20 protein-coding genes are annotated in these 24,931 nt (G+C 72.3%); 16 read left to right on the top strand and 4 right to left on the bottom strand.

Features of this window, described 5'->3' with window-relative positions; translation table 11 throughout:
- Positions 1-41 precede the first annotated feature (41 nt).
- The 7 genes from FXF60_RS04585 (at position 42) to FXF60_RS04555 (ending at position 9,000) form a co-directional block, all read left to right on the top strand.
- Positions 42-4,022 (top strand): DNA polymerase III subunit alpha, encoded by a 3,981-nt coding sequence (locus tag FXF60_RS04585; protein WP_238335726.1) that lies wholly within the window; start codon positions 42-44, stop codon positions 4,020-4,022.
- Positions 4,016-5,242, top strand: a complete 1,227-nt coding sequence (gene dinB / locus FXF60_RS04580) for a DNA polymerase IV (RefSeq protein WP_192796593.1) — start codon at positions 4,016-4,018, stop codon at positions 5,240-5,242. Before FXF60_RS04585 ends, dinB begins: the two co-directional genes overlap by 7 nt.
- 190 nt (positions 5,243-5,432) lie before the next feature.
- The gene (locus FXF60_RS04575) at positions 5,433-5,864 is read left to right on the top strand and encodes an SCO2097 family morphological protein (protein ID WP_151524091.1); all 432 of its coding nucleotides are present in this window, start codon (positions 5,433-5,435) and stop codon (positions 5,862-5,864) included.
- The gene (gene sigK, locus FXF60_RS04570; protein ID WP_151524090.1) at positions 5,834-6,478 is read left to right on the top strand and encodes an ECF RNA polymerase sigma factor SigK; all 645 of its coding nucleotides are present in this window, start codon (positions 5,834-5,836) and stop codon (positions 6,476-6,478) included. The genes FXF60_RS04575 and sigK overlap by 31 nt, the downstream gene beginning before the upstream one ends.
- Entirely contained in the window at positions 6,475-7,296 is an 822-nt protein-coding gene (locus tag FXF60_RS04565; protein WP_151524089.1) for an anti-sigma factor, read from the top strand. The genes sigK and FXF60_RS04565 overlap by 4 nt, the downstream gene beginning before the upstream one ends.
- 155 nt (positions 7,297-7,451) lie before the next feature.
- Positions 7,452-8,216 (top strand): CHRD domain-containing protein, encoded by a 765-nt coding sequence (locus FXF60_RS04560; protein ID WP_151524088.1) that lies wholly within the window; start codon positions 7,452-7,454, stop codon positions 8,214-8,216.
- A gap of 1 nt (position 8,217) precedes the next feature.
- Positions 8,218-9,000, top strand: a complete 783-nt coding sequence (locus tag FXF60_RS04555) for a class F sortase (protein WP_151524087.1) — start codon at positions 8,218-8,220, stop codon at positions 8,998-9,000.
- Positions 9,001-9,084: 84 nt separating this feature from the next.
- On the opposite strand, the gene FXF60_RS04550 is transcribed toward FXF60_RS04555, so the two are convergent.
- Together FXF60_RS04550 and FXF60_RS04545 are read right to left on the bottom strand one after the other, a co-directional pair.
- The gene (locus FXF60_RS04550) at positions 9,085-9,573 is read right to left on the bottom strand and encodes a DUF456 domain-containing protein (protein WP_151524086.1); all 489 of its coding nucleotides are present in this window, start codon (positions 9,571-9,573) and stop codon (positions 9,085-9,087) included.
- Between the two features lie 79 nt (positions 9,574-9,652).
- Positions 9,653-9,868 (bottom strand): DUF7455 domain-containing protein, encoded by a 216-nt coding sequence (locus FXF60_RS04545; RefSeq protein ID WP_151524085.1) that lies wholly within the window; start codon positions 9,866-9,868, stop codon positions 9,653-9,655.
- Between the two features lie 187 nt (positions 9,869-10,055).
- Here FXF60_RS04545 and FXF60_RS04540 point away from each other — a divergent pair, with 187 nt between their 5' ends.
- Positions 10,056-12,167, top strand: a complete 2,112-nt coding sequence (locus tag FXF60_RS04540; RefSeq protein ID WP_192796592.1) for a DNA gyrase/topoisomerase IV subunit B — start codon at positions 10,056-10,058, stop codon at positions 12,165-12,167.
- Here the strand turns inward: FXF60_RS04540 and FXF60_RS04535 are convergent.
- Positions 12,118-13,233 (bottom strand): hypothetical protein, encoded by a 1,116-nt coding sequence (locus FXF60_RS04535; protein ID WP_151524083.1) that lies wholly within the window; start codon positions 13,231-13,233, stop codon positions 12,118-12,120. The two genes, FXF60_RS04540 and FXF60_RS04535, sit on opposite strands and share 50 nt — an antisense overlap.
- 219 nt (positions 13,234-13,452) lie before the next feature.
- Here FXF60_RS04535 and FXF60_RS04530 point away from each other — a divergent pair, with 219 nt between their 5' ends.
- Both FXF60_RS04530 and FXF60_RS04525 read left to right on the top strand, forming a co-directional pair.
- A complete protein-coding gene (locus FXF60_RS04530; protein WP_202879560.1) occupies positions 13,453-15,468 on the top strand; it encodes a DEAD/DEAH box helicase in 2,016 nt (671 codons plus the stop codon).
- Positions 15,469-15,491: 23 nt separating this feature from the next.
- Positions 15,492-17,054 (top strand): phytoene desaturase family protein, encoded by a 1,563-nt coding sequence (locus tag FXF60_RS04525; RefSeq protein ID WP_151524081.1) that lies wholly within the window; start codon positions 15,492-15,494, stop codon positions 17,052-17,054.
- Between the two features lie 7 nt (positions 17,055-17,061).
- Here the strand turns inward: FXF60_RS04525 and FXF60_RS04520 are convergent, their stop codons facing one another.
- On the bottom strand, positions 17,062-17,499 hold the full coding sequence (locus FXF60_RS04520; RefSeq protein ID WP_151524080.1) for a type II 3-dehydroquinate dehydratase: 438 nt from the start codon (positions 17,497-17,499) through the stop codon (positions 17,062-17,064).
- Positions 17,500-17,579: 80 nt separating this feature from the next.
- Between FXF60_RS04520 and FXF60_RS04515 the strand changes: the two genes are divergently transcribed.
- The 6 genes from FXF60_RS04515 (at position 17,580) to FXF60_RS04490 (ending at position 24,919) form a co-directional block, all read left to right on the top strand.
- Positions 17,580-19,067, top strand: coding sequence for an aldehyde dehydrogenase family protein (locus FXF60_RS04515; RefSeq protein WP_151524079.1), 1,488 nt, complete (start codon positions 17,580-17,582; stop codon positions 19,065-19,067).
- A 28-nt stretch (positions 19,068-19,095) separates the two neighbouring features.
- Positions 19,096-20,058 (top strand): NAD(P)H-dependent flavin oxidoreductase, encoded by a 963-nt coding sequence (locus tag FXF60_RS04510; RefSeq protein WP_151524078.1) that lies wholly within the window; start codon positions 19,096-19,098, stop codon positions 20,056-20,058.
- A 271-nt stretch (positions 20,059-20,329) separates the two neighbouring features.
- Positions 20,330-21,631, top strand: a complete 1,302-nt coding sequence (locus FXF60_RS04505) for an extracellular solute-binding protein (protein ID WP_151524077.1) — start codon at positions 20,330-20,332, stop codon at positions 21,629-21,631.
- 2 nt (positions 21,632-21,633) lie between these two features.
- Positions 21,634-22,620 (top strand): carbohydrate ABC transporter permease, encoded by a 987-nt coding sequence (locus FXF60_RS04500; protein ID WP_151524076.1) that lies wholly within the window; start codon positions 21,634-21,636, stop codon positions 22,618-22,620.
- Positions 22,617-23,510, top strand: coding sequence for a carbohydrate ABC transporter permease (locus tag FXF60_RS04495; protein WP_151524075.1), 894 nt, complete (start codon positions 22,617-22,619; stop codon positions 23,508-23,510). The genes FXF60_RS04500 and FXF60_RS04495 overlap by 4 nt, the downstream gene beginning before the upstream one ends.
- Positions 23,507-24,919, top strand: a complete 1,413-nt coding sequence (locus FXF60_RS04490; protein WP_151524074.1) for a GH1 family beta-glucosidase — start codon at positions 23,507-23,509, stop codon at positions 24,917-24,919. The genes FXF60_RS04495 and FXF60_RS04490 overlap by 4 nt, the downstream gene beginning before the upstream one ends.
- Positions 24,920-24,931 lie beyond the last annotated feature (12 nt).

Genomic DNA, 24,931 nt, shown 5'->3' with positions numbered 1-24,931 from the left:
GTGACGACTTCGTCCATCTGCACGTCTCCTCCAGTGCTTCCATGCGCTACGGCGCGTCCCACCCGACCGAGCTGGTCGACCGGGCGGCCGGGTTGGGGCAGTCGGCACTGGCGTTGACCGACCGTGACGGGCTCTACGGTGCGGTGCGGTTCGTCCGTGCCTGCGGCGAGGCGGGGATCGCCCCGGTGCTCGGTGTGGATCTCGCCCTGGGGGGTTCGCCGCCCGGGCCGGGCCAGGGTGGACCGGGCCCGGCCGGGAGCCCGTTCGTCACCGGGCTGCGGGACGACCCACCGCCAGGACGGCACCGGGTGGCCCCCGGTCGCGGATGGGGCGAGGGTCTCGACGTCCGACCGGAGCGGCGTGGTCCACGCACGCCGGTCAAGGGAGGGACGCTGGTCGACGACCAGCAGCCGAGGGTGGTGCTGCTGGCGCGGGGCCAGCGCGGCGGGGCCGAGGCAGGAGCAGGATGGTCCCGCCTGTGCCGGCTGGTCACCCACACCCATCTGTCGGGTGAGCGGTCCGTCCCCCGGGTCACCCCCGAGCTCATCGCCCGCGCGGCGGCGACCACGGCAGGGGTGGCACCGGTCGTCGTGCTGCTCGGTCCGGACTCCGACGTCGGCCGGGCGCTGCTGGCTCGACGTCGGGACCTGGCCCGACGGCTGCTCCTGGGGTGGACCAGACTGCTCCCGGCGGGAGCGGTGCGGATCGAGGTGGTCTGTCACGGGGGACCCGACGGGACACCGGGCAGCCTGGCGCACGCCACGGCGTCCTGGGCGCTGGCCCGGGAGGCGGGCATCCCCGCCGTGCTCACGGCCGCGGTGCGGCACGCCCGCCCCGAGCAGGCGCGCGTGGTGGACGTGCTCGACGCGGCCCGGCGACGGGTCGCGCTGGACGAGCGTCACCTGGACCGCGTCAGCAGCGCCGGGCATCTGGCGACGACCGCCACCATGCATGCCCTGGCCCACCAGCTCGAACGCGCTGCCGGACCAGGTGCCCGGGCCGAGGAGCTGCTGCGCGAGACCCTGGAGCTGGCCGTGGCCTGTCACCAGGACGCCCGGTCCGACCTGGGCATCGGGGCGGTCCATCTCCCCGAGCCGGAGGTGCTGGGGGTGCGCGGTGTCGGCCAGGCCCACCAGGTCCTCACCGAGCGCTGCACCCAGGCCGTCGGCGCGCGATACCCCGGGGGCGGTCCGTCGTTCCGGCGGAAGGTCCACGACCGGCTCGAGGAGGAGCTGGGGGTCATCGCCGGGCTGGGCTACCCGACCTACTTCCTCACCGTCGCCCAGGTGTGCGACCTGATCCGGGACCACGGCGTACGGGTGGCCGCCCGTGGGTCGGGTGCCGGGAGCCTGGTGACCTACCTGCTGGGGATCAGCGGGGTCGACCCGATGGAGCACGGCCTGCTCATGGAGCGTTTCTGCTCACCGCTGCGCGCCCAGCTCCCGGACATCGACATCGATGTCGAGTCCGCCCGGCGTACCGAGCTCTACGAGCGCATCCTGGAGCGGTTCGGCTCCGAACGGGTGACCTGTGTGTCGATGACGGAGACCTACCGGGTGCGTCACGCGGTGCGGGACGTCGCCGCCACGCTGGGGATGCCGCCGGGGGAGATCGACATCATCGCCAAGGCCTTCCCGCACATCCGCGCGCGTGATGCCCGCGCGGCGATCCGGGACCTTCCCGAGCTGCGTCGGCAGGGGCTGGACGCGCCCCGGATGCAGCTGCTGATGGAGCTGGTGGAGTCGCTCGACGGCCTGCCGCGGCACATCGCGATGCACCCCTGCGGGGTGGTCCTGTCCGACACCGGTCTGCTCGACCGGACCCCGGTCGAGGCCAGCTGGCTGGGCTTCCCGATGAGCCAGTTCGACAAGGACGACGTGGAGGAGCTCGGGCTGCTCAAGCTCGACGTGCTGGGCATCCGGATGCAGTCGGCGATGACGCACGCGCTGGACGAGGTCGAGCGGGTCGACGGCAGCCGGATCGATCTGGACGACCGCGCCCAGGTGCCGCTCGACGACCCGGACACCTTCGCCCTGATCCAGTCGACCCGGACCCTCGGGTGCTTCCAGATCGAGTCGCCCGGGCAGCGCGAGCTGGTCGGGAAGTTCGCGCCCGAGAGCTTCGCCGACATCATCATCGACATCTCGCTCTTCCGCCCCGGTCCGGTCAAGTCCGACATGATCCGGCCCTTCCTGCACGCACGCCAGGGGTGGGGCGAGCCGGAGTACCTCCACCCCAGCCTGGTGCCCCACCTGGAGCAGACGTGCGGGGTGGTGGTCTTCCACGAGCAGGTGCTGCAGATCGTCGCGGAGACCACCGGGGTGTCGCTGGCCCAGGCCGACGAGGTGCGTCGCGCGATGGGCAGCCCGGCCGGGCAGGACGAGGTCGAGGTGTGGTGGCGGGGCGCGGCTGCGGCCCGGGGGTACCACGGGGACGAGGTGGACCGGATCTGGGAGGTGCTGGCGGCCTTCGCCTCCTTCGGTTTCTGCAAGGCGCACGCCGCCGCCTTCGCGCTCCCGACCTACCAGTCGGCCTGGCTCAAGACGCACCACACGGCGGCGTTCCTCGCCGGCGTCCTGACCCACGACCCGGGGATGTACCCCAAGCGCCTCATCCTGGACGAGGCCAGGACCATGGGGGTCCACGTGCTCGGGCTCGACGTCAACGCCTCGGGCGCGACCTACCGGGTCGAGCGGGTGGACCAGCCCGCGCAGGACGCCGGTGCCCACCTCGACCAGGACTCCGGCATACCGGGAGGTTTCCTCTCCGCGCCCGCCGGGCCGCCCTCCACGCAGGGCACGGTGCGACGGACCGGTGACCGGGTCGACGCCACGATGGAGCTGGTCGAGCGCAGGGCGGCCGGCTACGGCATCCGCCTGTCGCTGGCCGACGTCAAGGGCATCACCGACGACGAGGTCGCCCGGATCGTCGCGGGAGCGCCCTACGACTCCCTGTCCGACCTGTGGCACCGCGCCCACCCCAGCCGCCCGACGGCGGAGCGGCTGGTGCTGGCGGGTGCGCTGGACCGGCTGCACCGGGTCGGGCGGTGCAGCCCTCGGGGTGAGCACACCTCTGGTCGGTCGACGGGAGGTGCTGGCCGGGCGACCTTGACCCGCCGCGACCTGATGCTGCACGTGCGTGATCTCGAGCGCTGGTCGCGTCACGCCACCAGCGGTCGGGGCGCCCGCGGCGGCCGGAGGCGGCCGGCGCCGGTGATCGAGGCGGGTGAGGTGGCCGCGCGGGCGGGAGGTCAGGCCGTGGGGAGGCGCTCGTGGCACGCTGCCGGCGAGGGTCCGGCCACGCAGCTGACCCTGCAGCTCGGCGACGACCCGGCACCGCTCGTCGGCAGCGGCCTGCCGGAGATGAGCGAGTCCGAGCAGCTGCGGGCCGAGCTGGAGGTGCTGGGCATGGACGTCAGCCACCACGTGATGGACACCTTCGGGCCGATGCTGGCCGAGCTCGGGGTGACCCGGTCCCGGGACCTGCTCTCCTACGGCAGCGGGGCGGAGGTGCTCGTGGCCGGGGCGAAGGTGGCCACCCAGACCCCCCCGGTCCGGTCCGGTCGGCGAGTGGTCTTCCTCACCGTGGACGACGGCAGCGGACCCGCCGACGCCACCTTCTTCGAAGACGTCCAGGGGCCCTACGCCGCCACCGTCTTCCACTCCTGGCTGCTCGTGGTGCGAGGCGTGGTGCGACGCACCGGCCCGAGGGGGGTGTCGATCAGGGCGACCGCGGCGTGGGAGCTGGGGGAGATCGCGCAGGCCTGGGAGGCCGGAGGGCGTGCCGCGGCGCTCGCGGCGATGGAGCAGGCCGAGCGGACCGCCCGCCAGGTGGCCCAGGAGGCGGAGGACGCCTCGCGGCGTGCGTCCGAGGAGGCCGGCGCCCCGCCGGGCCGGAGGGTGCTGCTGCACGCCTCCGGCTTCGCCCAGTCGCCGTATGCCGATGTCGCTCCGGCCGGTGAGGCCACCCGTCAGCCCGGCACCAAGCTGTGGCACTCCAGCCCGGGGAGCCCCGGATGGTGACCACGACCTGTGACCGTGCCGGTCCGGTCTCCGACCGCGCGGGGTCCTCGGCCCGGTCCGGGCGAGGATGGGTGCTGCACGTCGACATGGACGCGTTCTACGCCGCGGTCTCCCTGCTGGACCGTCCCGACCTGCGAGGACAGCCGATGGTGGTCGGGGGTGGGTGGCGCAGCGTGGTGCTGGCCGCGACCTACGAGGCCCGCGCCTACGGCGTGCGCTCCGGTATGCCCATGGCCACGGCGCGCCGGCTCTGCCCGGCGCTGGTCGTGGTCCGTCCTGACGGGGACAGCTACGCCCGGGTCTCGGAGGCGGTGATGGCGATCTTCGCCGAGGTCACCCCCCAGGTCGAGCCCGTCTCGATGGAGGAGGCCTTCCTCGACATCTCGACCACCGGGCGGTCCTGGGGCGACCCGGAACGCATCGGCAGGTGGATCCGCAACACCGTGGCCGACGAGCAAGGGATCACCTGCTCGGTCGGTGGCGCCCCCTCCAAGGCGGTCGCCAAGATGGCGTCCCGGGCGGCCAAGCCGGACGGCATGAGGCTGATCACCCGGGACGAGGTGGTCCCCTTCCTGCACCCCATGCCGGTGGGCGCGCTGTGGGGGGTGGGGGAGTCCACCGAGGCCGAGCTGCACCGGTTGGGCCTGCACACGGTGGCCCAGCTGGCCCATGTGCCCCTGCTCACGCTGCGCCGAGCCTTCGGCGAGCAGTCCGCGACGCGGCTGCACACCCTGGCCTGGGGGATCGACCAGGATCCCGTCGTGCCGCAGCGTCGGGAGCGCAGCGTCGGGTCCTCCGAGACGTTCGGACAGGACGTGGACGACCCGGAGCTGGTCCGACGCCAGCTGCTGCACCTCGCAGAGCGGACGGCCAGCCGGATGCGGCACGCGGGGGTCCTGGGCCGCACCGTGGTGCTGACCGTCCGGTTCTCCGACTTCACCACCCTCACCCGGTCTCGCACCGTGGCCGTCCCCACCGATGTCACCCGGGAGATCCACGGCACCGCGTGCTCGTTGTATGCCGCGCTGGGACTGCAGCGAGCCCGGATCCGGATGCTGGGTGTGCGGGTGGAGGGCATCACCGAGGCTGACCGGACGCTGGTCCAGGGTCGGCTCGACGAGCCCGAGAAGGGCTGGCGCGAGGCCGAACGGGCAGCGGATCGCGCCGTCGCCCGGTTCGGGCAGCAGGCGGTGCGTCCAGCCAGTCTGCTGCAGCGGTGACGCACGTGGTCCGACCCGCTGCTGTGGCGCCCCCCGCAGTCCGCCTATGCTCGGTCCTGTTCGACAGGGGCGCGTCAGGGCTGGGGAACTCCGGCTAGTGCTCCGGACGTTGACGCCTTATCCTGAAAGACAGGACGAGGACGTCGGTTCCCGTGCCGGCGACCTACGACTCGCACCACCGGAGGTGAACGTGCCGCTCTCAGACCACGAGCAGCGTGTGCTCGAGCAGATGGAGCAGGCCCTCTACGCCGAGGACCCCCGGCTCGCGAGCCAGCTCAAGCGCCCGGCCGCCGGGAGCGCCGCCGCCGGCCTGGACCGACGCCGCCTCGTCCTCGGTGTCGTCGCCGCTCTCGCTGGCCTCGCGCTGGTCGTCGTGGGCGTGATGTCCTCCATGATCTGGGTCGGTGCGCTCGGCTTCCTGGCCATGGTGCTGGGAGGTGCCTGGGCCGCGTCCCCCTCCCGCAACGCCTCACGGCGCGGGCGGCTCGGGGTCGTCGGCAAGGACGGCCACGTCCGCGGTCCGGGTGCCGGGCCGACGACGAAGAAGAAGAGCTCTCGTGGTGGCACCTTCATGGAGCGGATGGAGCAGCAGTGGGATCGGCGACGGGAGCAGGGTCTCTGACCTCCGACGCCTCTCATGACGACCCGGGCCAGGCCCGGGTCGTCGACGTTTCCCCGTCCGGTCGGCCGGAGCTGATCGAGCTCATCCGCGCGGTGGCCGAGGGCGACCAGAGCGCCCTGGCCCAGGTCTACGACCAGCTCGCTCCGCGCGTCTTCGGCCTGGCCCTGCGCATCGTCCGTGACCGCGCCCTCGCCGAGGAGGTCACCCAGGACGTCTTCCTGCAGATCTGGCGACAGGCGTCCGAGGTGGATCCCGGTCGCGGTTCTCCGGTCGGTTGGGTGATGACCCTGACCCATCGCCGGTCGGTGGACCGGGTTCGTTCCGAACAGGCGCAATCCGATCGGTTGCACCGCTACGAATCAGAGAACAAGACACCACCGTACGACGTCACCGCGGAGGAGGCCGTGGAGCGGATCGAGGCAGGAAGAGTGCAGCAGGCGCTGGACCGGATCGGTGAACCACACCGGACGACCCTCGCCCTGGCGTACTTCTCCGGGTTCACCCACCGTGAGGTGGCTGAGCGCATGGACATTCCGCTCGGAACGGCCAAGACGCGGATCAGGGACGGGTTGCGGAAGTTGCGGACACAGCTGGACGGAGGTGAGCAGGGATGAGCGAGGCGGACATGCACGACCTGGCGGCGGCCTATGCCGTCGATGCCGTCGACCCCGACGAGCGGGCGGCCTTCGAGGCGCACCTCGCCGACTGCGACCGGTGCCGCCGTGAGGTGGAGGAGCTGCAGGACCTCGCCCTCGTGCTCAGCGACGGTCTCGAGGTCGAGCCCCCCGCTCAGCTGCGTGCCTCCGTGCTCGATCTCGTCGCCACCGAGGCCCGAGGGCCCGAGACGGCCGGGGCGGCGCGCGACGCCGCCGGGGGAGAGGCCGCGGCCACCGGGTCGCCGGCAGACGGCGACGCCACCGCAACCGCCGAGCCCCACGAGGACGGTGCGGCCGACGTGACGTCCCTGGACGCCCGACGTCGGCACCGCGCCCCCACCCGTGGCCCCGGGCGCTGGCTCGCCGCCGCCGCTGCCGCGGTGGTGCTGGCCGGAGGCGTCTGGGGCGTCTCGCAGGCTCTCAACCCCGACCCTGCGACCCAGGTCATCCGCGCCGACGACGCCTCCGAGCACACCGCGGACACCGAGGACGGCCCGGTCGCCGTCATCGTCTCGGCGGCCGAGGGCCGGGCCGTCGTCCAGCTCCCGGCCGAGTTCGCCTCCCCCCGGGCGGGCAGCGTCTACCAGGCCTGGTTCGTCAGCGCCGACGGGACCGCCCGGTCCGCGGGGGTGCTGCAGCCCGAGATGCTGGAGGAGCGCACCGCCCTGCTGGAGGGCTCGCCGGACGACGCCGTCGCGGTCGGGTTCACCGTGGAGCCCACGGGCGGTTCGGACCAGCCGACGACGGAGCCCTTCGTCGTCGTCCCCCTGGCCTGACAGGCCCGCCCCGCTACCGCCGTCGCGCGAGGTTCCCGACCTCGGAGTGACGTTCGTCACATCCGCAATCCGGACCTGGGGCCGCGCCGAATCCCTCCTGTACCCACGCTGTGGCAGACGGGCTGCAGCGGCACCAGATGGAGGAGTGAACCTCGATGAAGAAGCTCACGACGACGATGGCCGCCCTGGCCGCCCCCGCACTGCTCGCGGTGAGCGCCGCGCCCGCCCTGGCGGCGCACGAGAACCAGACGGTCGAGCTCATGACCGAGTTCACCGAGCTGAACGACTCCGGCGGCAGCGGCAACGCCTGGGCCAAGGTCACCGGCAACGAGGTGTGGATCAAGGTCGAGGTGCAGGGTCTGCTCGAGGGCAACCCGCACGCCCAGCACATCCACATCGGTGGCGCCGGCGAGTGCCCGGACCCGAACATGGAGGGCAGCGGCTTCGAGGGTGCCATCCGCACCACGGACGCCATCGACAGCTACGGCGCCGTCCGCGTGTCCCTGACCGGGAACGACGCCGACACCTCCGAGGCCGCCGCGCTCGACGTGGCCAACTTCCCGGCCGACGGCACCTACACCTACGAGCGCACCTTCGAGGTGCCCAACGAGGTGGGCCAGGCGCTGCACCGTGGTGAGGGCGTCGTGGTGATCCACGGTGTCGACCACAACGGCTCCGGCGAGTACGACGGCGAGCAGATGTCCGACCTGGACGACAGCCTGCCCTCGGAGGCCACCGACCCGGCGCTCTGCGGCGCCTTCGAGATGGGTCAGATGAGCGCTCCCGGTGGTGGCGTGGCGACCGGTGGTGGCAGCACCGCCGGCACCGAGAACGCCGGCCTGATCGCCGGTGGTGCCCTGCTGGCCGCGGCCGGTGCCGGTGCCTTCGCGCTGAACCAGCGTCGTCGCACCGACAGCTGACATGTCGCTCGAGAGCAACAGCCGGGGCCGTGGGGGCTTTGCCCTCACGGCCCTGGCCGTGCTCGCCCTGCTGGTCGGGGTCGTGCTGGTCGGGTTCGGTCTCGGCACGCAACGACCCGACCCACCTTCCCCGACCGAGGCAGCCGCGGGCCCGAGCCCTACCGCTGACGACGACACGTCGGACGACAGCGACGCCGGCAGCGGCGACGGCGCCTCCGAGGACACCTCCGGGTCCACGGCGGAGGCTGAGGCCTCGCCCACGGCGACGGAGTCTGCGACCGCCGAGCCGAGCGAGTCCGAGGCCGAGCCGACGGTCCAGGCACTGGACCCGTCCGAGCCGGTGGAGGTGCGCATACCGTCCATCTCGGTCACCAGCCCGCTGCACGCGCTCGGTCTCACCGACGACGGGACCCTCGAGGTGCCCAGCGGTGACCGATACCACGAGGCGGCCTGGTACGACGGGTCCCCGACCCCGGGTGAGGCCGGCCCCACGGTCATCGAGGGGCACGTCACCGGTGCCGGCGGCGTCGAGTCCATCTTCTTCGACCTCGGGGCGCTGGAGCCCGGGGACACGGCCGAGGTCGACCGTGAGGACGGCCGGACCGTGATCTTCGAGGTCTACCGCGTGGACCAGTTCGCCAAGGACGAGTTCCCGACGGTCGACGTCTACGGACCGACGAGCGAGCCCGAGCTGCGGCTCATCACCTGCGGTGGTGAGTTCGACGAGGCCGCCGGCAGCCACGAGGACAACACCGTGGTGTATGCCCGGATGGTCGAGGGCTGACCTCCCGCACCACCCGCAGGACCCACGAGCCACGTCCTCCGGTGCCGTCCGCAGGGAGACAGGCACCGGAGGGCGTCCGCGTGCTCACGAGGGCGTCAGCACGATCGCGCTCACGACGAACATCGCGATGAGGGCGAAGGCCGTGGCGAGCTCGATGAGGATGTTGAGCCCCACGGCGCGCAGCGCGTGCCGGGTCGCCCGGAGCGCCTCGCCCCGGTCGCGCGTGCGGGCCAGGGAGACCAGGAAGATCCCGAGCGGGAAGCCGACGAACAGTCCGACGACGGGGATCAGCACCCCGGTGACCAGCGCGCACAGCACGCCGATGACCAGCGTGGAGGTCCGGACCCCGGCCCGCCGCATCTGCTGGCCGGGGATGGCCCACTGCAGCGCCACCCCGAGCAGGTAGACCAGGGTCGACAGCCCGAAGACCACCCACCCCAGCGCGCTCCGCTCGGTCAGCGCCCAGACCAGCGAGCCGACCAGGACGATGAGCAGGCCCGGCAGGACGGGGATGACGACTCCCACCACCCCGACCGCCATCAGCACCAGGATGAGGATCTCGGCGGGCTCCATGGGTCAGATTCTGCCTGACGCAGCCCGACGCCCGCCCGGCTCTGCAGCCGGGCGGGCGTCGGGTGTCGTGCTGGTGGGGTCAGACCGCGGGGGTCTCCTCCTCCTCCAGCCGGTGCGTCTCGTCCAGGATGTGCACGTCGTCGACCGCGCGCAGCTTGTCCAGGTGCTCACGCCCGTGGTGGGCGCAGAAGTGCAGCTCGAGGCCGTCCCCGAGCCGGGCCCGGACGTAGGCCTGTGCCCCGCAGCGGTCGCAGCGGTCGGCGGTGCTGAGTTCAGGGGTCAGAGTGGCGTTCACGGCGGTCTCCTCTCCAGTGGCCAACCGACGGTTGGTCGTCACAGTCAAACATGTCAACGCCGCCGCACCGTGCCTTTGTGCCCCGGAGCGAGCGCGTTTCGCTGTGCGCGTAAGACGGCGCCGTCGGGGGTGGGGTTCCCGACGCGCCTCCCGGGGCCTGTCGGTGGCGCGCGCTACCCTGCCGGGCGTGACCACTCAGGACTACTCCGCCCGCCACCTGCAGGTCCTGGAAGGCCTGGAGGCGGTCCGGAAGCGCCCGGGGATGTATGTCGGGTCCACCGACGCCCGGGGGCTGATGCACTGTCTCTGGGAGATCATCGACAACGCCGTGGACGAGGCGCTGGGCGGTCATGGTGACCGGATCGAGGTGCTGCTCCACGAGGACGGATCGGTCGAGGTCCGCGACCACGCCCGGGGGATCCCGGTCGACATCGAGCCGCGCACCGGGCTGTCCGGGGTCGAGGTCGTCTTCACCAAGCTGCACGCGGGAGGCAAGTTCGGGGGCGGGTCCTACGCCGCCTCGGGTGGTCTGCACGGGGTCGGCGCCTCGGTCGTGAACGCCCTGTCGGCACGGCTGGACGTCGAGGTCGACCGCGCCGGCAAGACCTACGGCATGAGCTTCCGGCGCGGCGAGCCGGGCACCTTCGACGACCGGGGCGGCAGCCCCGAGCCCACGGCCACCTTCGCCCCGTTCGAGCGCAGCAGCGAACTCGCCGTGGTCGGCAAGGCCAGGCGAGGTGTGACCGGCACCAGGGTGCGCTACTGGGCCGACCCGCAGATCTTCCTCGCCGACGCCCAGTTCGCCTACGACGAGCTGGTCGCCCGCGCCCGGCAGACGGCGTTCCTCGTCCCCGGCCTGACCATGGTGGTCCGCGACGAGCGGCGGCTGCCCGGGACACCAGGCGCGGACGGCCCGGCCGAGGAGACGTTCGCCTACTCCGGGGGCATCGCCGAGTATGCCGAGTACCTCGCGACCGACCCGGCGGTCACCGACGTGTGGCGCCTGCAGGGCTCCGGGAGCTTCACCGAGACCGTCCCGATGCTGGACGAGCTGGGGCACATGGTGTCGCGGGAGACCGAGCGGGAGTGTGAGGTGGATGTCGCGCTGCGGTGGGGGACCGGCTACGACACCGCCGTGCGCAGCTTCGTCAACATCATCACCACCCCCAAGGGTGGCACCCACGTCGCCGGCTTCGAGCAGGCGCTGATGAAGGTCTTCCGCAAGCAGCTGGAGACCAACGCGCGCAAGCTCAAGGTCGGCAACGACAAGGTCGAGAAGGACGACATCCTGGCCGGGCTGACGGCCGTGGTGACGGTGCGCCTGCCCGAGCCGCAGTTCGAGGGACAGACCAAGGAGGTGCTCGGCACCAGCGCCGTCCGTTCCATCGTCTCCCGGACCGTGGAGAAGGCGCTGACCGAGCGACTCACGAGCACGCACCGAGGGGACAAGGCCCAGGCCTCGCTGCTCCTGGAGAAGGTCGTCGCCGAGATGAAGTCACGCATCTCGGCCCGGCTGCACAAGGAGACCCAGCGTCGCAAGAACGCGCTGGAGTCCAGCTCGTTGCCGTCCAAGCTCGCGGACTGCCGGAGCAACGACACCGACCGCTCCGAGCTCTTCCTCGTGGAGGGCGACAGCGCGCTGGGCACCGCGAAGCTCGCCCGCACCAGTGACTACCAGGCGTTGCTGCCGCTGCGCGGCAAGATCCTCAACGTGCAGAAGGCGTCCGTCCAGGACATGCTCTCCAACGCCGAGTGCGCCGCGATCATCCAGGTGATCGGGGCCGGCTCCGGACGGTCCTTCGACCTCGACCTGGTGCGCTACGGCAAGGTCATCATCATGACCGACGCCGACGTGGACGGCGCCCACATCCGGACCCTCCTGCTCACCCTGTTCTTCCGCTACATGCGCCCCCTCGTCGAGGCGGGGAGGGTGTATGCCGCCATGCCGCCGCTGCACCGGATCGAGGTGTCCGGTGGCCGGGGCAAGGGGCGCGAGCGGGAGTTCGTCTACACCTACACCGAGGCCGAGATGCGGCGCACCGTGGCGGCCCTGGAGAAGAAGGGGCGGAGCGTCAAGCAGCCGATGCAGCGCTACAAGGGCCTGGGGGAGATGGACGCCGACCAGCTGGCGGAGACCACGATGGACCCGCGCCACCGCACGCTGCGGCGGATCACCCTGGCCGACGCCGCCCGGGCGGACGAGGTCTTCGAGCTGCTGATGGGCTCCTCGGTCGCCCCGCGGAAGGACTTCATCGTCGACTCCGCCCACGACCTCGACCGAGACCGAATCGACGCCTGAGCCCGCCCTCGGGCGAGGTGTCGGCGAGCCACCCGGCGGACGGCAGGCCGTGCTCGGCCCGCGAGATCATCTCCGCCACGATCGCCCCGGCGACGTCGGACGAGGCCCCGTAGGCAGGGAAGTGGTGCAGCCGCAGGTTCGGTGAGGTGTTGACCTCGTTGATGACCGCACCTCCGGGCCGGGACGGGTCGGCGACGATGAGGTCGACCCCGCACATGCCGGTGCCGAGGGCGCGGGCGACCTGCAGCGCCAGCTCCAGGTGCTCCTGGTGGACCCGGCCGGTGCCGAGCAGCTCGGCCGTCTCGGCGTTGGCCATGATGGCGCGACGCCCCAGCAGCACCACCTCGCCGCGGGCGGGGACCCGGTCCTCGAGGACCGTGCCGAGCGGGGGGAACTCCCCCTCGCGGAAGTGTGCGTGCGCGTGGCGGCGCGCGCGGTGCTCCTGGACCAGCTCCGGGATCGGTCGGACCCCGTCACCGACCACGAACCGGGGCAGCCGCACGCACACGCCGGCTGCGCGGGCACCCACGGTGGTGACGCGCACGTCCATCCCGACGACGTGCTCCTCGACGAGGACGACGCCCGCGGGGTCCAGCTGCTGCGCGGCGTCCCAGGCGGCCTCGACCTCGACCCGCTCGGTCAGGTCGATGGCGACCCCCGCACCCGCGCGTCCGTCGCGCGGCTTGACCACGGCCCGGCCCAGGCCGAGCGCATACTCGACCGCCTCCGCCCGCTCCGCCGCCCGGAAGGACCGGGTGGCCGGCACCGGGAGGCCGGCCCCCCGCAGCACGGCGCTCGTGGACTCCTTGTCCCGGCACAGCGGGGCCACGGGGAGCGGGACGAGCGAGCTCACCATCTTGTGCATCATGCCGATGGTCCGGCCGTCCCGGCGGAGCACCTGGATGCCGCCCGGGTACTCGTCCACCTCCAGGCCGTGCGCGGCAGCCGCGGCCTTGATGGTGCCGCGCGTGCCCCACGAACGCCGGATGTCGCGGTACCCGCCCAGCTCGGGAAGGACGGTGCTCACGAAGCCGGGGAAGGGGTCCGCGTCGGGGTCCGGCACCATGGCGCCGACCCTAGCGCCCGGGCACGTCCCGCGCGTCGGGACACCCCGCCCCGGTCGGCTAGAATGGATGCGCTCGCCCGCTGCGGCGAGGACCCTCCGGGCGATCCGGCCCTGAGGACGACATCGGGCGCCACGACGCGCCTGGAGGTAGGTCCGGTCACGCCTGAGGGCGTCGAGGCGAGAACCCACCTCGACCCCACTCGAAAAGGTGAGCCACCCATGGCCAAGCCCGCCCGCGCCGGCGCGTCCGGCAAGAAGAAGCCCCGTCATACCGCTGCCCAGAAGAAGGCCGCCCGGCAGGCGCGCGAGAAGCAGGCCCGTGCCCAGCTGAAGGGTGGCCGCGGCGACCGCCGGTCCGGCGCCGGCTCGTCCGACCGCCCCCCGCGCGGCAGCAAGGACCGCTGGCGTGACCGTGACGAGCGTGACCCCCGCGGTCGCGGTGACCGTGCCGAGTCCCGGAGCCGTGGCCGCGACGGCGACGAGCGTCCGCGTCGGCGCGATGACCGCTACGACGAGCGTCCGCGTCGGCGGGACGACCGCTACGACGAGCGTCCGCGTCGGCGGGACGACCGGGACGAGCGAGGGGGCCGCCGCGAGGACCGCAGGGGCTACCAGGAGCACACCTGGCGGGCGCACCGCGAGGAGCGCGAGGGCCGACCTGGACGGGGTCGGCACGAGGGACGCCCCTGGGAGGAGCGCCGTCGGGACCGGGGGTGGGACGAGCGCGACGACCGGCGACGCCGCCCCACCGTGGAGCGGGCCGCCTTCGACGACGCGGAGGCGGACCGGGACGAGGCGGACCAGGCATATCAGCAGCGCCTCGCCGGGGCGGCCGCCGAGGACTCGGCCGCGGTCGTCACCGCGGACAACGGCTTCGCCGGGCTGGGGCTGCGCGAGGAGCTGGTCGGCGCCCTCGCCCGGACCGGCATCACGGCACCCTTCCCGATCCAGGCCGCGACCATCCCGGACGCCATGGCGGGCCGTGACCTGCTCGGCCGCGGGCAGACCGGCTCCGGCAAGACGATGGCCTTCGGGTTGCCGCTGCTGGACCGGCTGGCGACCCGGCCGCGTGCGGTCCCGCACCGCCCGAGGGCGGTGATCCTCACACCGACCCGCGAGCTGGCGATGCAGATCTCCGACGCGCTCGCGCCCCTGATCCGGGCGGTCGACCGTCGCTTCGTGCTCGTGGCGGGAGGGATGCCCTACACGCCGCAGCTGCGCGCGCTGGAGAAGGGCGTGGACGTCCTGGTCGCCACCCCGGGTCGGCTGATCGACCTGATCGACCGCAGCGCCGCCGACCTCTCCGAGGTCGAGGTCATGGTCCTGGACGAGGCGGACCACATGGCGGAGATGGGCTTCGTCGAGGCCATCCGCCAGATCCTCGACCTCACCCCGGCGCAGGGGCAGCGGCTGCTCTTCTCCGCGACGCTCGACCACGGCGTGGACGACGTCGCCCGGACCTACCTCAAGGACCCGGTCACCCACTCCACCGACGACGCCCGGGCGAGCGTGACGACGATGGCCCACCACATCTTCCTGGTCCACCCGCACCACAAGAAGCCGATCACCGCCGCCATCGCCAACCGGTCCGGACGCACCGTCGTCTTCTGCCGCACCAAGCTGGGCGCGGACCGGGTCGCGCTGCAGCTGCGCGAGTCCGGCGTCTTCGCCGCGGCCCTGCACGGCGGGCTGAACCAGGCCCAGCGCACGCGTGTGCTGGACGCCTTCAAGTCCGGCACCCTGCCGGTGCTGGTCGCCACCGATGTGGCCGCTCGTGGCATCCACGTCGACGACGTCTCGCTGGTGCTCCAGGTGGACCCGCCGGCGGACCACAAGGACTACCTCCACCGCTCCGGACGCACCGCACGCGCGGGTGAGGACGGCGTGGTGGTGACGCTGGCGCTGCCGCACCAGAAGCGCCAGGTCGCCCGGATGCTCGACGCCGCCGGGGTCGAGACCGAGCCCCGCCCGGTCGCGCCCGAGGACCACGCCGTGATCGAGACCGCGGGCGGTGCGGTGCCGGAGGGCGAGCCGGTGCCGCAGAGCCGCCTCGACGACGTGATGCGGCCCCGGCGGGCACCGCGCCGCGGGGGTCCGGGCCGTGGTCGGGGCCACGGCGGCCCACGCCCGGACCAGCGACGGCGTCCCGGTCGCGGTGGGTATGACCGTGGTCGCGGGCGGCGCGGCGCCGACGGCGACGGTGGCCGCCGCCAGGACTGGCGGCCCCGGGACTGAGGTCGAGCCCCTACCATCGGTCCATGACTTCCACCCACGACGTCGTGGTGGTCGGTGGCGGGCACAACGGCCTCACCGCGGCTGCCTACCTGGCCTCGGCGGGACACTCGGTCCTGCTGCTGGAGCGCTCGGCGGCGCTGGGCGGCGCCACCGTCTCGGCCGAGGCCTTCCCGGGCATGGGTGCGCGGCTCTCGCGCTACTCCTACCTGGTCAGCCTGATGCCGCGACGCGTCGTGGACGACCTGGGCCTGAGCCTGTCCCTGGCCCGGCGCCGCTACTCGTCCTACACCCCGGTCCCGGGCGGTGACGCCGGCCTGCTCATCGACAACGGCGACCCGGCGGCGACGGCCTCCTCGTTCGCGGCAGTGGGGGCGGCTGCTGACGCACCGCGGTGGGAGCGGTTCTACGAGCGCGTGGGCGAGCTGGCGCAGGCGGTCTGGCCCACCATGACCGAGCCCCTGGTGCGGCGCCGGGAGATGGCACGTCGCATCGGTGACGCCGGACTGGTCCGGGACTTCCTGGAGCGGCCGCTCGGTGAGGTGATCGAGGCCAGTGTCGCGGACGACCTGGTCCGCGGCGTCATCCTCACCGACGGCCTCATCAGCACCTTCGCCGACGCGCACGCCGCGCACCTGCGGCACAACATCTGCTTCCTCTACCACGTCGTCGGTGGCGGCACCGGTGACTGGGACGTGCCGATCGGTGGCATGGGGCAGGTGTCCGGTCAGCTGGAGCAGGCCGCCAGGACGGCCGGCGCCGAGCTGGTCACCGACGCCACCGTCACCGGTCTGGAGGAGGGCGCGCTCACCTGGGAGGACGGTGAGGGGACGCCGCACCGCGCCACGGCTCGGTACATCCTCTGGGCGGCAGCGCCGGCGGTGCTGGACGAGGTCGCCGGGGCGGCTCGCGGGGAGCGGGTGGAGGGCGCGCAGGTCAAGGTCAACCTGCTGCTGTCCCGCCTGCCCCGGCTGCGGGAGACCGGGGTGGCCCCCGAGGCGGCCTTCGGCGGGACCTTCCACATCAACGAGACCTACACCCAGCTGCAGCAGGCCGCCGCGTCAGCCGAGCAGGGTCGGGTCCCCGCCCCGATGCCGGCCGAGATCTACTGCCACACGCTCACCGACCCCAGCATCCTGTCGCCGCAGCTGCGGGAGCAGCACCCCGACGCGCAGACGATGACGGTCTTCACCCTGCAGACCCCCGACCGGCTGCTCGACGATCGCGGCCCCGAGGCCCGGGAGGAGCTGCAGCGAGCGGTCCTGGACTCGCTCTCGTCGGTGCTGGCCGAGCCGATCGAGGACGTCGTGCTCACCGATCCCTCGGGCCGGCCGTGCGTCGAGACACGGACGACCCGGGACCTGCAGGACGCCCTGGCGATGCCCGGCGGCAACATCTTCCACACGCCGCTGGACTGGCCCTTCGCCGACGACGACGCGCCGCTGCAGACGGCGGCGCAGCGGTGGGGCGTGGACACGGCCTACCCCGGCGTGCTGCTCGCCGGGGCCGGTTCGCGGCGCGGTGGAGGCGTCAGCGGCCTGGGTGGCTACCACGCGGCGCGCGCGGTCCTGGACGGTGCGCGCAGCTGACGACGGCTCAGCCGGTCGCCAGCTGGTCGACGGCATACCCGTAGCCCCGCACCCCGGCACCGGCCACCACCATCTCCGCGACGGAGGACAGGTAGGACGTGTGCCGGAACGGCTCGCGGGCGTGCGGGTTGGAGATGTGCACCTCGACGACGCGGACGCCGGTCGCCGTGATCGCGTCGTGCAGCGCGACGGAGGTATGCGTGTAGGCACCCGCGTTGAGCACCACACCGACGCACTCGGTGTCCGCGCCCGCCTCGTGCAGCGCCTCGACCAGCTCGCCCTCGTGGTTGCTCTGCCGGCAGCTCACCTCGAGCCCGTGCGCGGCGGCCCGCTCGGCGCACAGCGCCTCGACGTCGGCGAGGGTGGCGGTGCCGTAGATGTGCGGCTCCCGGGTGCCCAGCAGGTCGAGGTTGGGTCCGTTGAGGACCAGGATGCGGCGCGCCATGAGGGCTACGTTCTCACACGCCCACCGGGCGCGGTGGCGTGCTGGCTAGGCTCGTGGCCACCACCGCACGAGGGAGCACCATGAGCACCGGCACCTTCCCGAGCTTCGAGGCGACCGCGCCGAGGGCATACCAGATGCTGATCGACGGGAGCTGGGTGGACGCAGCCACCGGTGAGACGATCGACGTGATCACGCCGATCGACCGGCACCGCGTGATCGCCACCGTGCCGCGCGGGCGGGCGGAGGACGCCGACCGGGCGGTGCGAGCCGCGGCGGCCGCCCAGCCGGGGTGGGCGGCCCTGACCTTCACCGAGCGGCAACGAGCCCTGCTGCGGATCGCCGACGACCTGGAGGAGGTGGTCGAGGACCTCGCCGCGCTCACCGCGCTCGACACCGGCAACGCGCTGCGCACCCAGGCCAGGCCCGAGGCGCAGCTGCTGGTGACGGCCTTCCGCTACTTCGCCGGGCTGGCCGGCGAGCTCAAGGGGGTCACCCTGCCCGTGGGCACCGACGCGCTGTCGCTCAGCCGGCGGCTCCCGCTCGGGGTGGTGGCGGGGATCCTGCCGTGGAACAGCCCGCTGATGATCGCCGCCTTCAAGCTCCCGGCCGCCCTGGTCGCGGGGAACGCCGTGGTGCTGAAGGCCGCGGAGGACGCGCCCACCACGATCCTGGAGCTGGCGCGGGTGTGCGCCCGGCACCTGCCCGCGGGTGTGCTGGGAGTGGTCACCGGCTACGGGCCCGAGGTGGGCCACGCCCTGGTCGAGCACCCGGGCGTGGACAAGGTGTCGTTCACCGGCTCGACCGCGACCGGCTCCGGCGTCGCGGCGCGGGCAGGGGAGCGGCTCGCCCACGTGAGCCTGGAGCTCGGCGGCAAGAGCCCGTGCATCGTCTTTCCCGACGCCGACACCGACGACGTGGTCGAGCAGGTGCTGCTGGCGACCCGCTTCGCCCGGCAGGGGCAGAGCTGCACCTCCGGCTCGCGCCTGTTCCTGCACGACGCGATCCACGACAGCTTCCTGGAGAAGCTGGTGCGGCGGGTGGGTGAGCTGCGGGTCGGTGATCCGCGCGAGGAGGCGACGGACATCGGCTGCATCATCAACCAGCGGCAGTGGGACCGGGTCCAGGGGTTCATCGACGAGGGTCTGGCGGCCGAGGGGGTCCAGGTAGCCTACGACGGTCGGGACACGCTCACGGTCGGGGAGCCCGGGTTCTACCACGCGCCGATGATCCTCACCCAGGTCGACAACGACTGGCGGATCGCGCGGGAGGAGATCTTCGGCCCGGTCCTGTCCGTGCTGCGCTGGCACGAGGAGGACGAGGTGGTCGCGATGGCCAACGACAGCCACTACGGACTCGCCGCCTTCGTCTTCGCCCGGGACCTGGGGATGGCCCTGCGCACGGCGCAGCGCATCGAGTCCGGTTGGGTGCAGGTGAACCAGGGTGGCGGGCAGCAGGTCGGCCAGTCCTACGGCGGGATGAAGGCCAGCGGGCAGGGCCGGGAGTTCTCCCTCGAGGGGATGCTGGAGGGCTTCACCCAGATCCAGCAGATCAACGTGCGGCTGAGCTGACCGACGCGGCGTCTGAGAGGGTCACCTGGTGCGCACCCCCATCACCGACCTGCTCGGCATCGAACACCCCGTGGTCCAGGGCGGCATGATGTGGGTCGGCCGGGCCGAGCTCGCCGCAGCCGTCTCCGAGGCCGGTGGCCTGGGCATCATCACCGCGCTCACCCAGCCGAGCCCGGCCGACCTGGTGACCGAGGTGGAGAGGGCTCGGACGCTGACCGACAAGCCGCTGGGCGTCAACCTCACCATCCTGCCGACCATCGACCCGCCGCCCTACGAGGACTACGTCCGTGCCATCGCCGACTCGGGGGTGCAGGTGATCGAGACGGCCGGAGCCAACCCCGAGCCGTTCATGGACCTGCTCAAGGACTCCGGCCTGACGGTGCTGCACAAGTGCACCAGCGTCCGGCACGCGGTCAAGGCCCAGCGCATCGGCGTGGACGCCGTCAGCATCGACGGCTTCGAGTGCGCCGGTCACCCCGGCGAGGACGACGTCCCCGGCCTGATCCTCATCCCTGCTGCGGCCGACGCGCTCGACATCCCGTTCATCGCCTCCGGCGGGTTCGCCGACGGTCGCGGGCTCGCGGCCGCGCTCGTGCTCGGGGCGCACGGGATCAACATGGGCACCCGCTTCATGTGCACGACCGAGTCGCCCGTCGCCGACGAGGTGAAGCGCGGGATCGTCGAGCAGGGGGAGCTGGACACGGTGCTGATCTTCCGGCCGCTGCGCAACACCGCCCGGGTGGCGGCCAACGAGGTCAGTCGCGAGGTGGTCCGCATCCTGGACGAGGGAGGGGAGTTCGAGGACGTGCGGGAGCTGGTGGCCGGGTCTCGCGGGCGCAGGGTCTTCGAGGAGGGCGACCTCGATGCCGGCATCTGGTCGGTCGGCCAGTCGCAGGGGCTGATCCATGACGTCCCGGCGGCCGGGGACGTGGTCCGCCGGGTCGTCGACGAGGCGCAGCGCGTCCTGCGCAGGGCCCTCGCCACCGGCTGACCTTGCGAATTCGACTGTTGATTTCGTCGCCATGGCGACGAAACCAACAGTCGAATTCGGGAAGATCAGCGGTGCCCGGAAGCGCCAGGTGCGCCGGGGCGAGATGGGCCTCGTGCGCGGGGGCGAGATGGGCCTCGTGCGCCTGGCGAGATGACGCTACGTATGTCGTCGGTCTCGTTTCGGTCACAAACCCTTGACACTCGCGTCCGCGCCGTGCAGCATTCGTGAGAGCGCTCTCACAGTTGAGGCGCAGACCACCAAAGGAGTTGGCATGCACACCACGCGACGCAGGATGCTCCTCGCCACCACGGCCGCCGCCACGCTGGCGCTCGGCGCGTGCGGCGGGGGCAGCGGTGACGGAGACGACAGCGACAGCAGCGCAGGCGGCGGTGAGGGCGGCGGCGACATCACGCTCTCGGTCGCCACCTTCAACGAGTTCGGGTACGAGGACCTGCTCACCGAGTACGAGGAGATGAACCCGGGCATCACCGTTCAGCACGTCAAGGCGGACACCGCCGACAACGCCCGTGCGGCGCTGCGCAACAGCCTGGGCGCGGACTCGGGAGCGGCGGACATCGAGGCGATCGAGGTCGACTGGGTCACCGAGTTCCAGCAGTACCCCGACAAGTTCGCCGACCTCAGCTCACCGGACGTGGAGGGCCGGTGGCTGGACTGGAAGACCGAGGCCGTGACCCTCGAGAACGGCATGCTGCTCGGCTACGGCACCGACATCGGTCCGGAGGCCCTGTGCTACCGCGCGGACCTCTTCGAGCAGGCAGGTCTGCCCACGGACCGCGAGGAGGTGGCCGCGCTCCTCGAGGGTGACTGGGACACCTACTTCGAGGTCGGCCGGGACTTCGTCGCCGAGACCGACATCGCCTGGTACGACTCGGCCGGCGCGCTCTGGCAGGGCATGATCAACCAGGTCGAGCAGCCCTACGAGACGCCGGACGGCGAGATCATCGCGACCGACAACCCCGAGATCCGTGACCTCTACGACCAGGTGCTGGCCGCCTCCGTCGACGACGGCCTGTCCGCCGGGCTGGGTCAGTGGAGTGCCGACTGGACTGCCGCCTTCCAGGGCGACGAGTTCGCCACGATGCTCTGCCCCGCCTGGATGATGGGAGTCATCGAGGGCAACGCCGCCGACATCGAGGGCTGGGACGTCGCCAACGTCTTCCCCGGTGGTGGCGGCAACTGGGGCGGCTCCTACCTCACCGTCCCCGCGCAGGGTGACAACATCGAGGAGGCCACGGCGCTCGCCGCCTGGCTGACCGCGCCGGAGCAGCAGATCAAGGCGTTCGAGGCCCGGGGCACCTTCCCGAGCCAGACCGAGGCGCTGGACTCCGACACGCTCGCCGAGTCCAGCAACGCCTTCTTCAACGACGCACCGACCGGCGAGATCTTCGCCGAGCGCGCCGAGGCGGTGACGGTCACCCCGTTCAAGGGCCCGAAGTACTTCGAGGTCAACACCGCGATGCAGGATGCCATCAGCCGGGTCGACGTCGACGAGACCGACGACCCGGAGAGCAGCTGGGCGAAGTTCGTCTCCGCCGTCGACGACCTGCGCTGAGCATGACGGTCGCCACCCCCACGCAGGCCCCGGCACCGGCCCCCCAGCGGGCCGGTCGCCGGGGCCGGCGGGGCGGGGACGGACCTGGTCGCGGCCGTCTCGGACGGCTGGACCACGCCGTCTCGCCCTACGCCTACATCGCCCCGTTCTTCATCCTGTTCTTCGTCACCGGGCTGTTCCCGCTCATCTACACCGGCTGGGTCGCCCTGCACGACTGGGACCAGATCATGGGCCAGGGCGCCTTCGTCGGGGCGCAGAACTTCGTCGACGTGCTCACCGGAGACGACTTCTGGACGGCCCTGGTCAACACGGTCAGCATCTTCGTGCTCTCCTCGGTGCCGCAGGTCCTCGCCGCCCTGGCGATCGCGGGGCTGCTGGACCACAAGCTGCGCGCCGCGACCTTCTGGCGGATGGGGGTGCTGCTGCCCTACGTCGTCGCCCCGGTCGCGGTGGCGCTGATCTTCTCCAACCTCTTCGCCGACCGCTTCGGCCTGATCAACACCCTCCTCGAGACCGTCGGCGTGGAGCCGGTCCGATGGCACTCGGACCGGCTGGCCAGCCACGTGGCCATCGCCACCATGGTCAACTTCCGCTGGACCGGCTACAACGCGCTCATCCTGCTGGCGGCGATGCAGGCGATCCCACGCGACCTCTACGAGGCGGCGGCGATCGACGGGGCCAGCGGGCTGCGCCGGTTCGTCTCGATCACCATCCCGATGCTGCGGCCCACCATGATCTTCGTCATCATCACCTCCACGATCGGGGGCCTGCAGATCTTCGACGAGGCGAAGATGTACGACCAGTACGGCCGGGGCGGGTCCGACGGGCAGTGGCAGACCCTCACCCTGTACCTCTACGAGCTGGGGTGGACCCGCGCCGACTTCGGCCGGGCCTCGGCGGTCGCGGTGCTGCTCTTCCTCCTCATCGTGGCCATCGGGCTGGTCAACTTCGCCTTCAGCCGACGCATCGCGAGCGAGGAGAGCCGATGAGCACCACGCCAGTGCCGGCACCGCCGGAGACCGACGAGGCGCAGGCCGGGCGCGAGCGCCGGCGCGGCCATCGCGGCGAACGGCCGAGCTGGATCGTCTACGGTCTGCTCGCCGCGGTCGTCCTCGGCAGCATGTTCCCGCTGTGGTGGTCCTACCTCATCGCCAGCCACGACTCCACGGTCCTCTCGCGCGACCCGTTCCCGTTCGTGCCGGGAGGCAACTTCCTGCGCAACGCGGCGACCGTCTTCGACACGGTGGAGTTCTGGCGGGCGACGGTCAACTCGATCATCGTGTCGACGACGGTCTCCGCCTCGGTGGTCTTCTTCTCCACCCTCGCGGGGTATGCCTTCGCCAAGCTCCGCTTCCGCGGCTCGGGGCCGTTGCTGATCTTCGTCATCGCGACGATGGCGGTGCCGACCCAGCTCGGCGTCGTCCCGCTCTACCAGGTCATGGCCAGGCTGGGCTGGACCGGGGAGCTCACGGCCGTGATCGTCCCGGGGCTGGTCACCGCGTTCGGCGTGTTCTGGATGACGCAGTACCTGCGGCAGGCCGTGCCCACCGAGCTCATCGAGGCGGCCCGGGTCGACGGCGCCAACATGTTCCGCACCTTCTGGCACGTCGGAGTCCCGGCCGCCCGGCCCGCCGCGGCCATGCTGGGGTTGTTCACCTTCGTCGCCACCTGGACCAACTTCTTCTGGCCGTTCATCGTGCTGGGACCGGCCAACCCGACGCTGCCGGTGGCGCTGCAGCAGCTGCAGGCCGCCCACTTCGTCGACTACTCGCTGGTCCTGGCCGGTGCCGTGCTCGCCACGATCCCGCTGCTCGTCCTGTTCGTCGTCGCCGGGCGCCAGCTGGTGTCCGGCATCATGCAAGGAGCCGTCAAGCAATGACCACGCAGATCACCTTCCCCGACGGATTCCTCTTCGGCTCCGCCACCGCGGCCTACCAGATCGAGGGTGCGGTGCACGAGGACGGCCGGGCGGACTGCATCTGGGGACCGTTCTCCGCCACGCCCGGCAAGGTCCTGCACGGGCACACCGGGGCGGTGGCCTGCGACCACTACCACCGGATGCCCGACGACGTGGCTCTCATGCGCTCGTTGCGGCTCGGGGCCTACCGCTTCTCGGTGTCCTGGGCGCGCGTCTTCCCGGACGGGCGCACCCTCAACCAGCAGGGCCTGGACTTCTACTCCCGCCTCGTGGACCAGCTGCTCGAGGCGGACATCCTGCCCTGGGTGACGCTCTACCACTGGGACATGCCGCAGGCGCTGGAGGAGGCGGGGGGCTGGCCGGACCGTGGTGTCGTGGACCGGTTCGTCGACCACGCCCTGGCCGTGCACGACCGGCTCGGCGACCGGGTCCGGCACCTGACCACGCTCAACGAGCCGTGGTGCTCGGCCTTCCTCGGGTATGCCGCCGGCGTGCACGCGCCCGGTCGCACCGAGCCGTCCGACGCGCTGCGGGCCGCGCACCACCTGCTGCTGTCGCACGGCCGTGCGGTCCAGGAGCTGCGCCGCCGCGACCCGGAGCTGGAGCTCGGGCTGACGCTGAACTTCACCGACACCCAGCCCCAGGACCCCGCCTCGCCCGGTGACGTCGACGCGGCGCGGCGGATCGATGGCCTGGCCAACCGCTTCTTCGTCGAGCCGATCACCCGCGGCGCCTATCCCGCCGACGTCATCGAGGACCTGGGGGAGCTGTGGCCCGCGGACCTGGTGCAGGACGGCGACCTCGAGGCCATCTCGACGCCGATCGACGTCCTCGGGGTGAACTTCTACGCGGGCACCATGGTGACCGGCCCGGAGCCGTCCGGGGCGGCCGAGGCGGCGCGGCAGGCCCGCGCCTTCGACGGTCCCTCGCCGAACGTCGGGTCCGAGCACGTCCGGACGGTGCGCCGCGGCATACCGGTCAGCGACATGGGCTGGGAGATCCAGCCGGACGCCCTGCGCCTACTGCTGCTGCGGCTGCAGCGGGACTACACCGGCCCGGCGGGGACCCGGATCTACGTCACCGAGAACGGTGCGGCGATGCCTGACGTGCCGGACGAGGAGGGCTACGTCGACGACCAGGACCGGATCGCCTACCTGGACGGCCACCTGCGGGCCGTGCACGCGGCGGTCGAGGACGGCGCCGACGTGCGGGGATACTTCGTCTGGTCCCTGCTGGACAACTACGAGTGGGCCTTCGGCTACACCAAGCGGTTCGGCATCGTGCGCGTCGACTACGACACCCAGCGGCGCACGCCCAAGGCGAGCGGGCAGTGGTTCGCCGACGTGGCAGGATCGGGCTCGGTCGGGTAGCGAGAGAGAGGA

Origin of the sequence: Serinicoccus kebangsaanensis, assembly GCF_008919445.1 — a bacterium.
In the GTDB taxonomy this organism is placed as follows: Bacteria; Actinomycetota; Actinomycetes; order Actinomycetales; family Dermatophilaceae; genus Ornithinicoccus; species Ornithinicoccus kebangsaanensis.
This window is presented reverse-complemented; position numbering and strand designations above follow the sequence as displayed.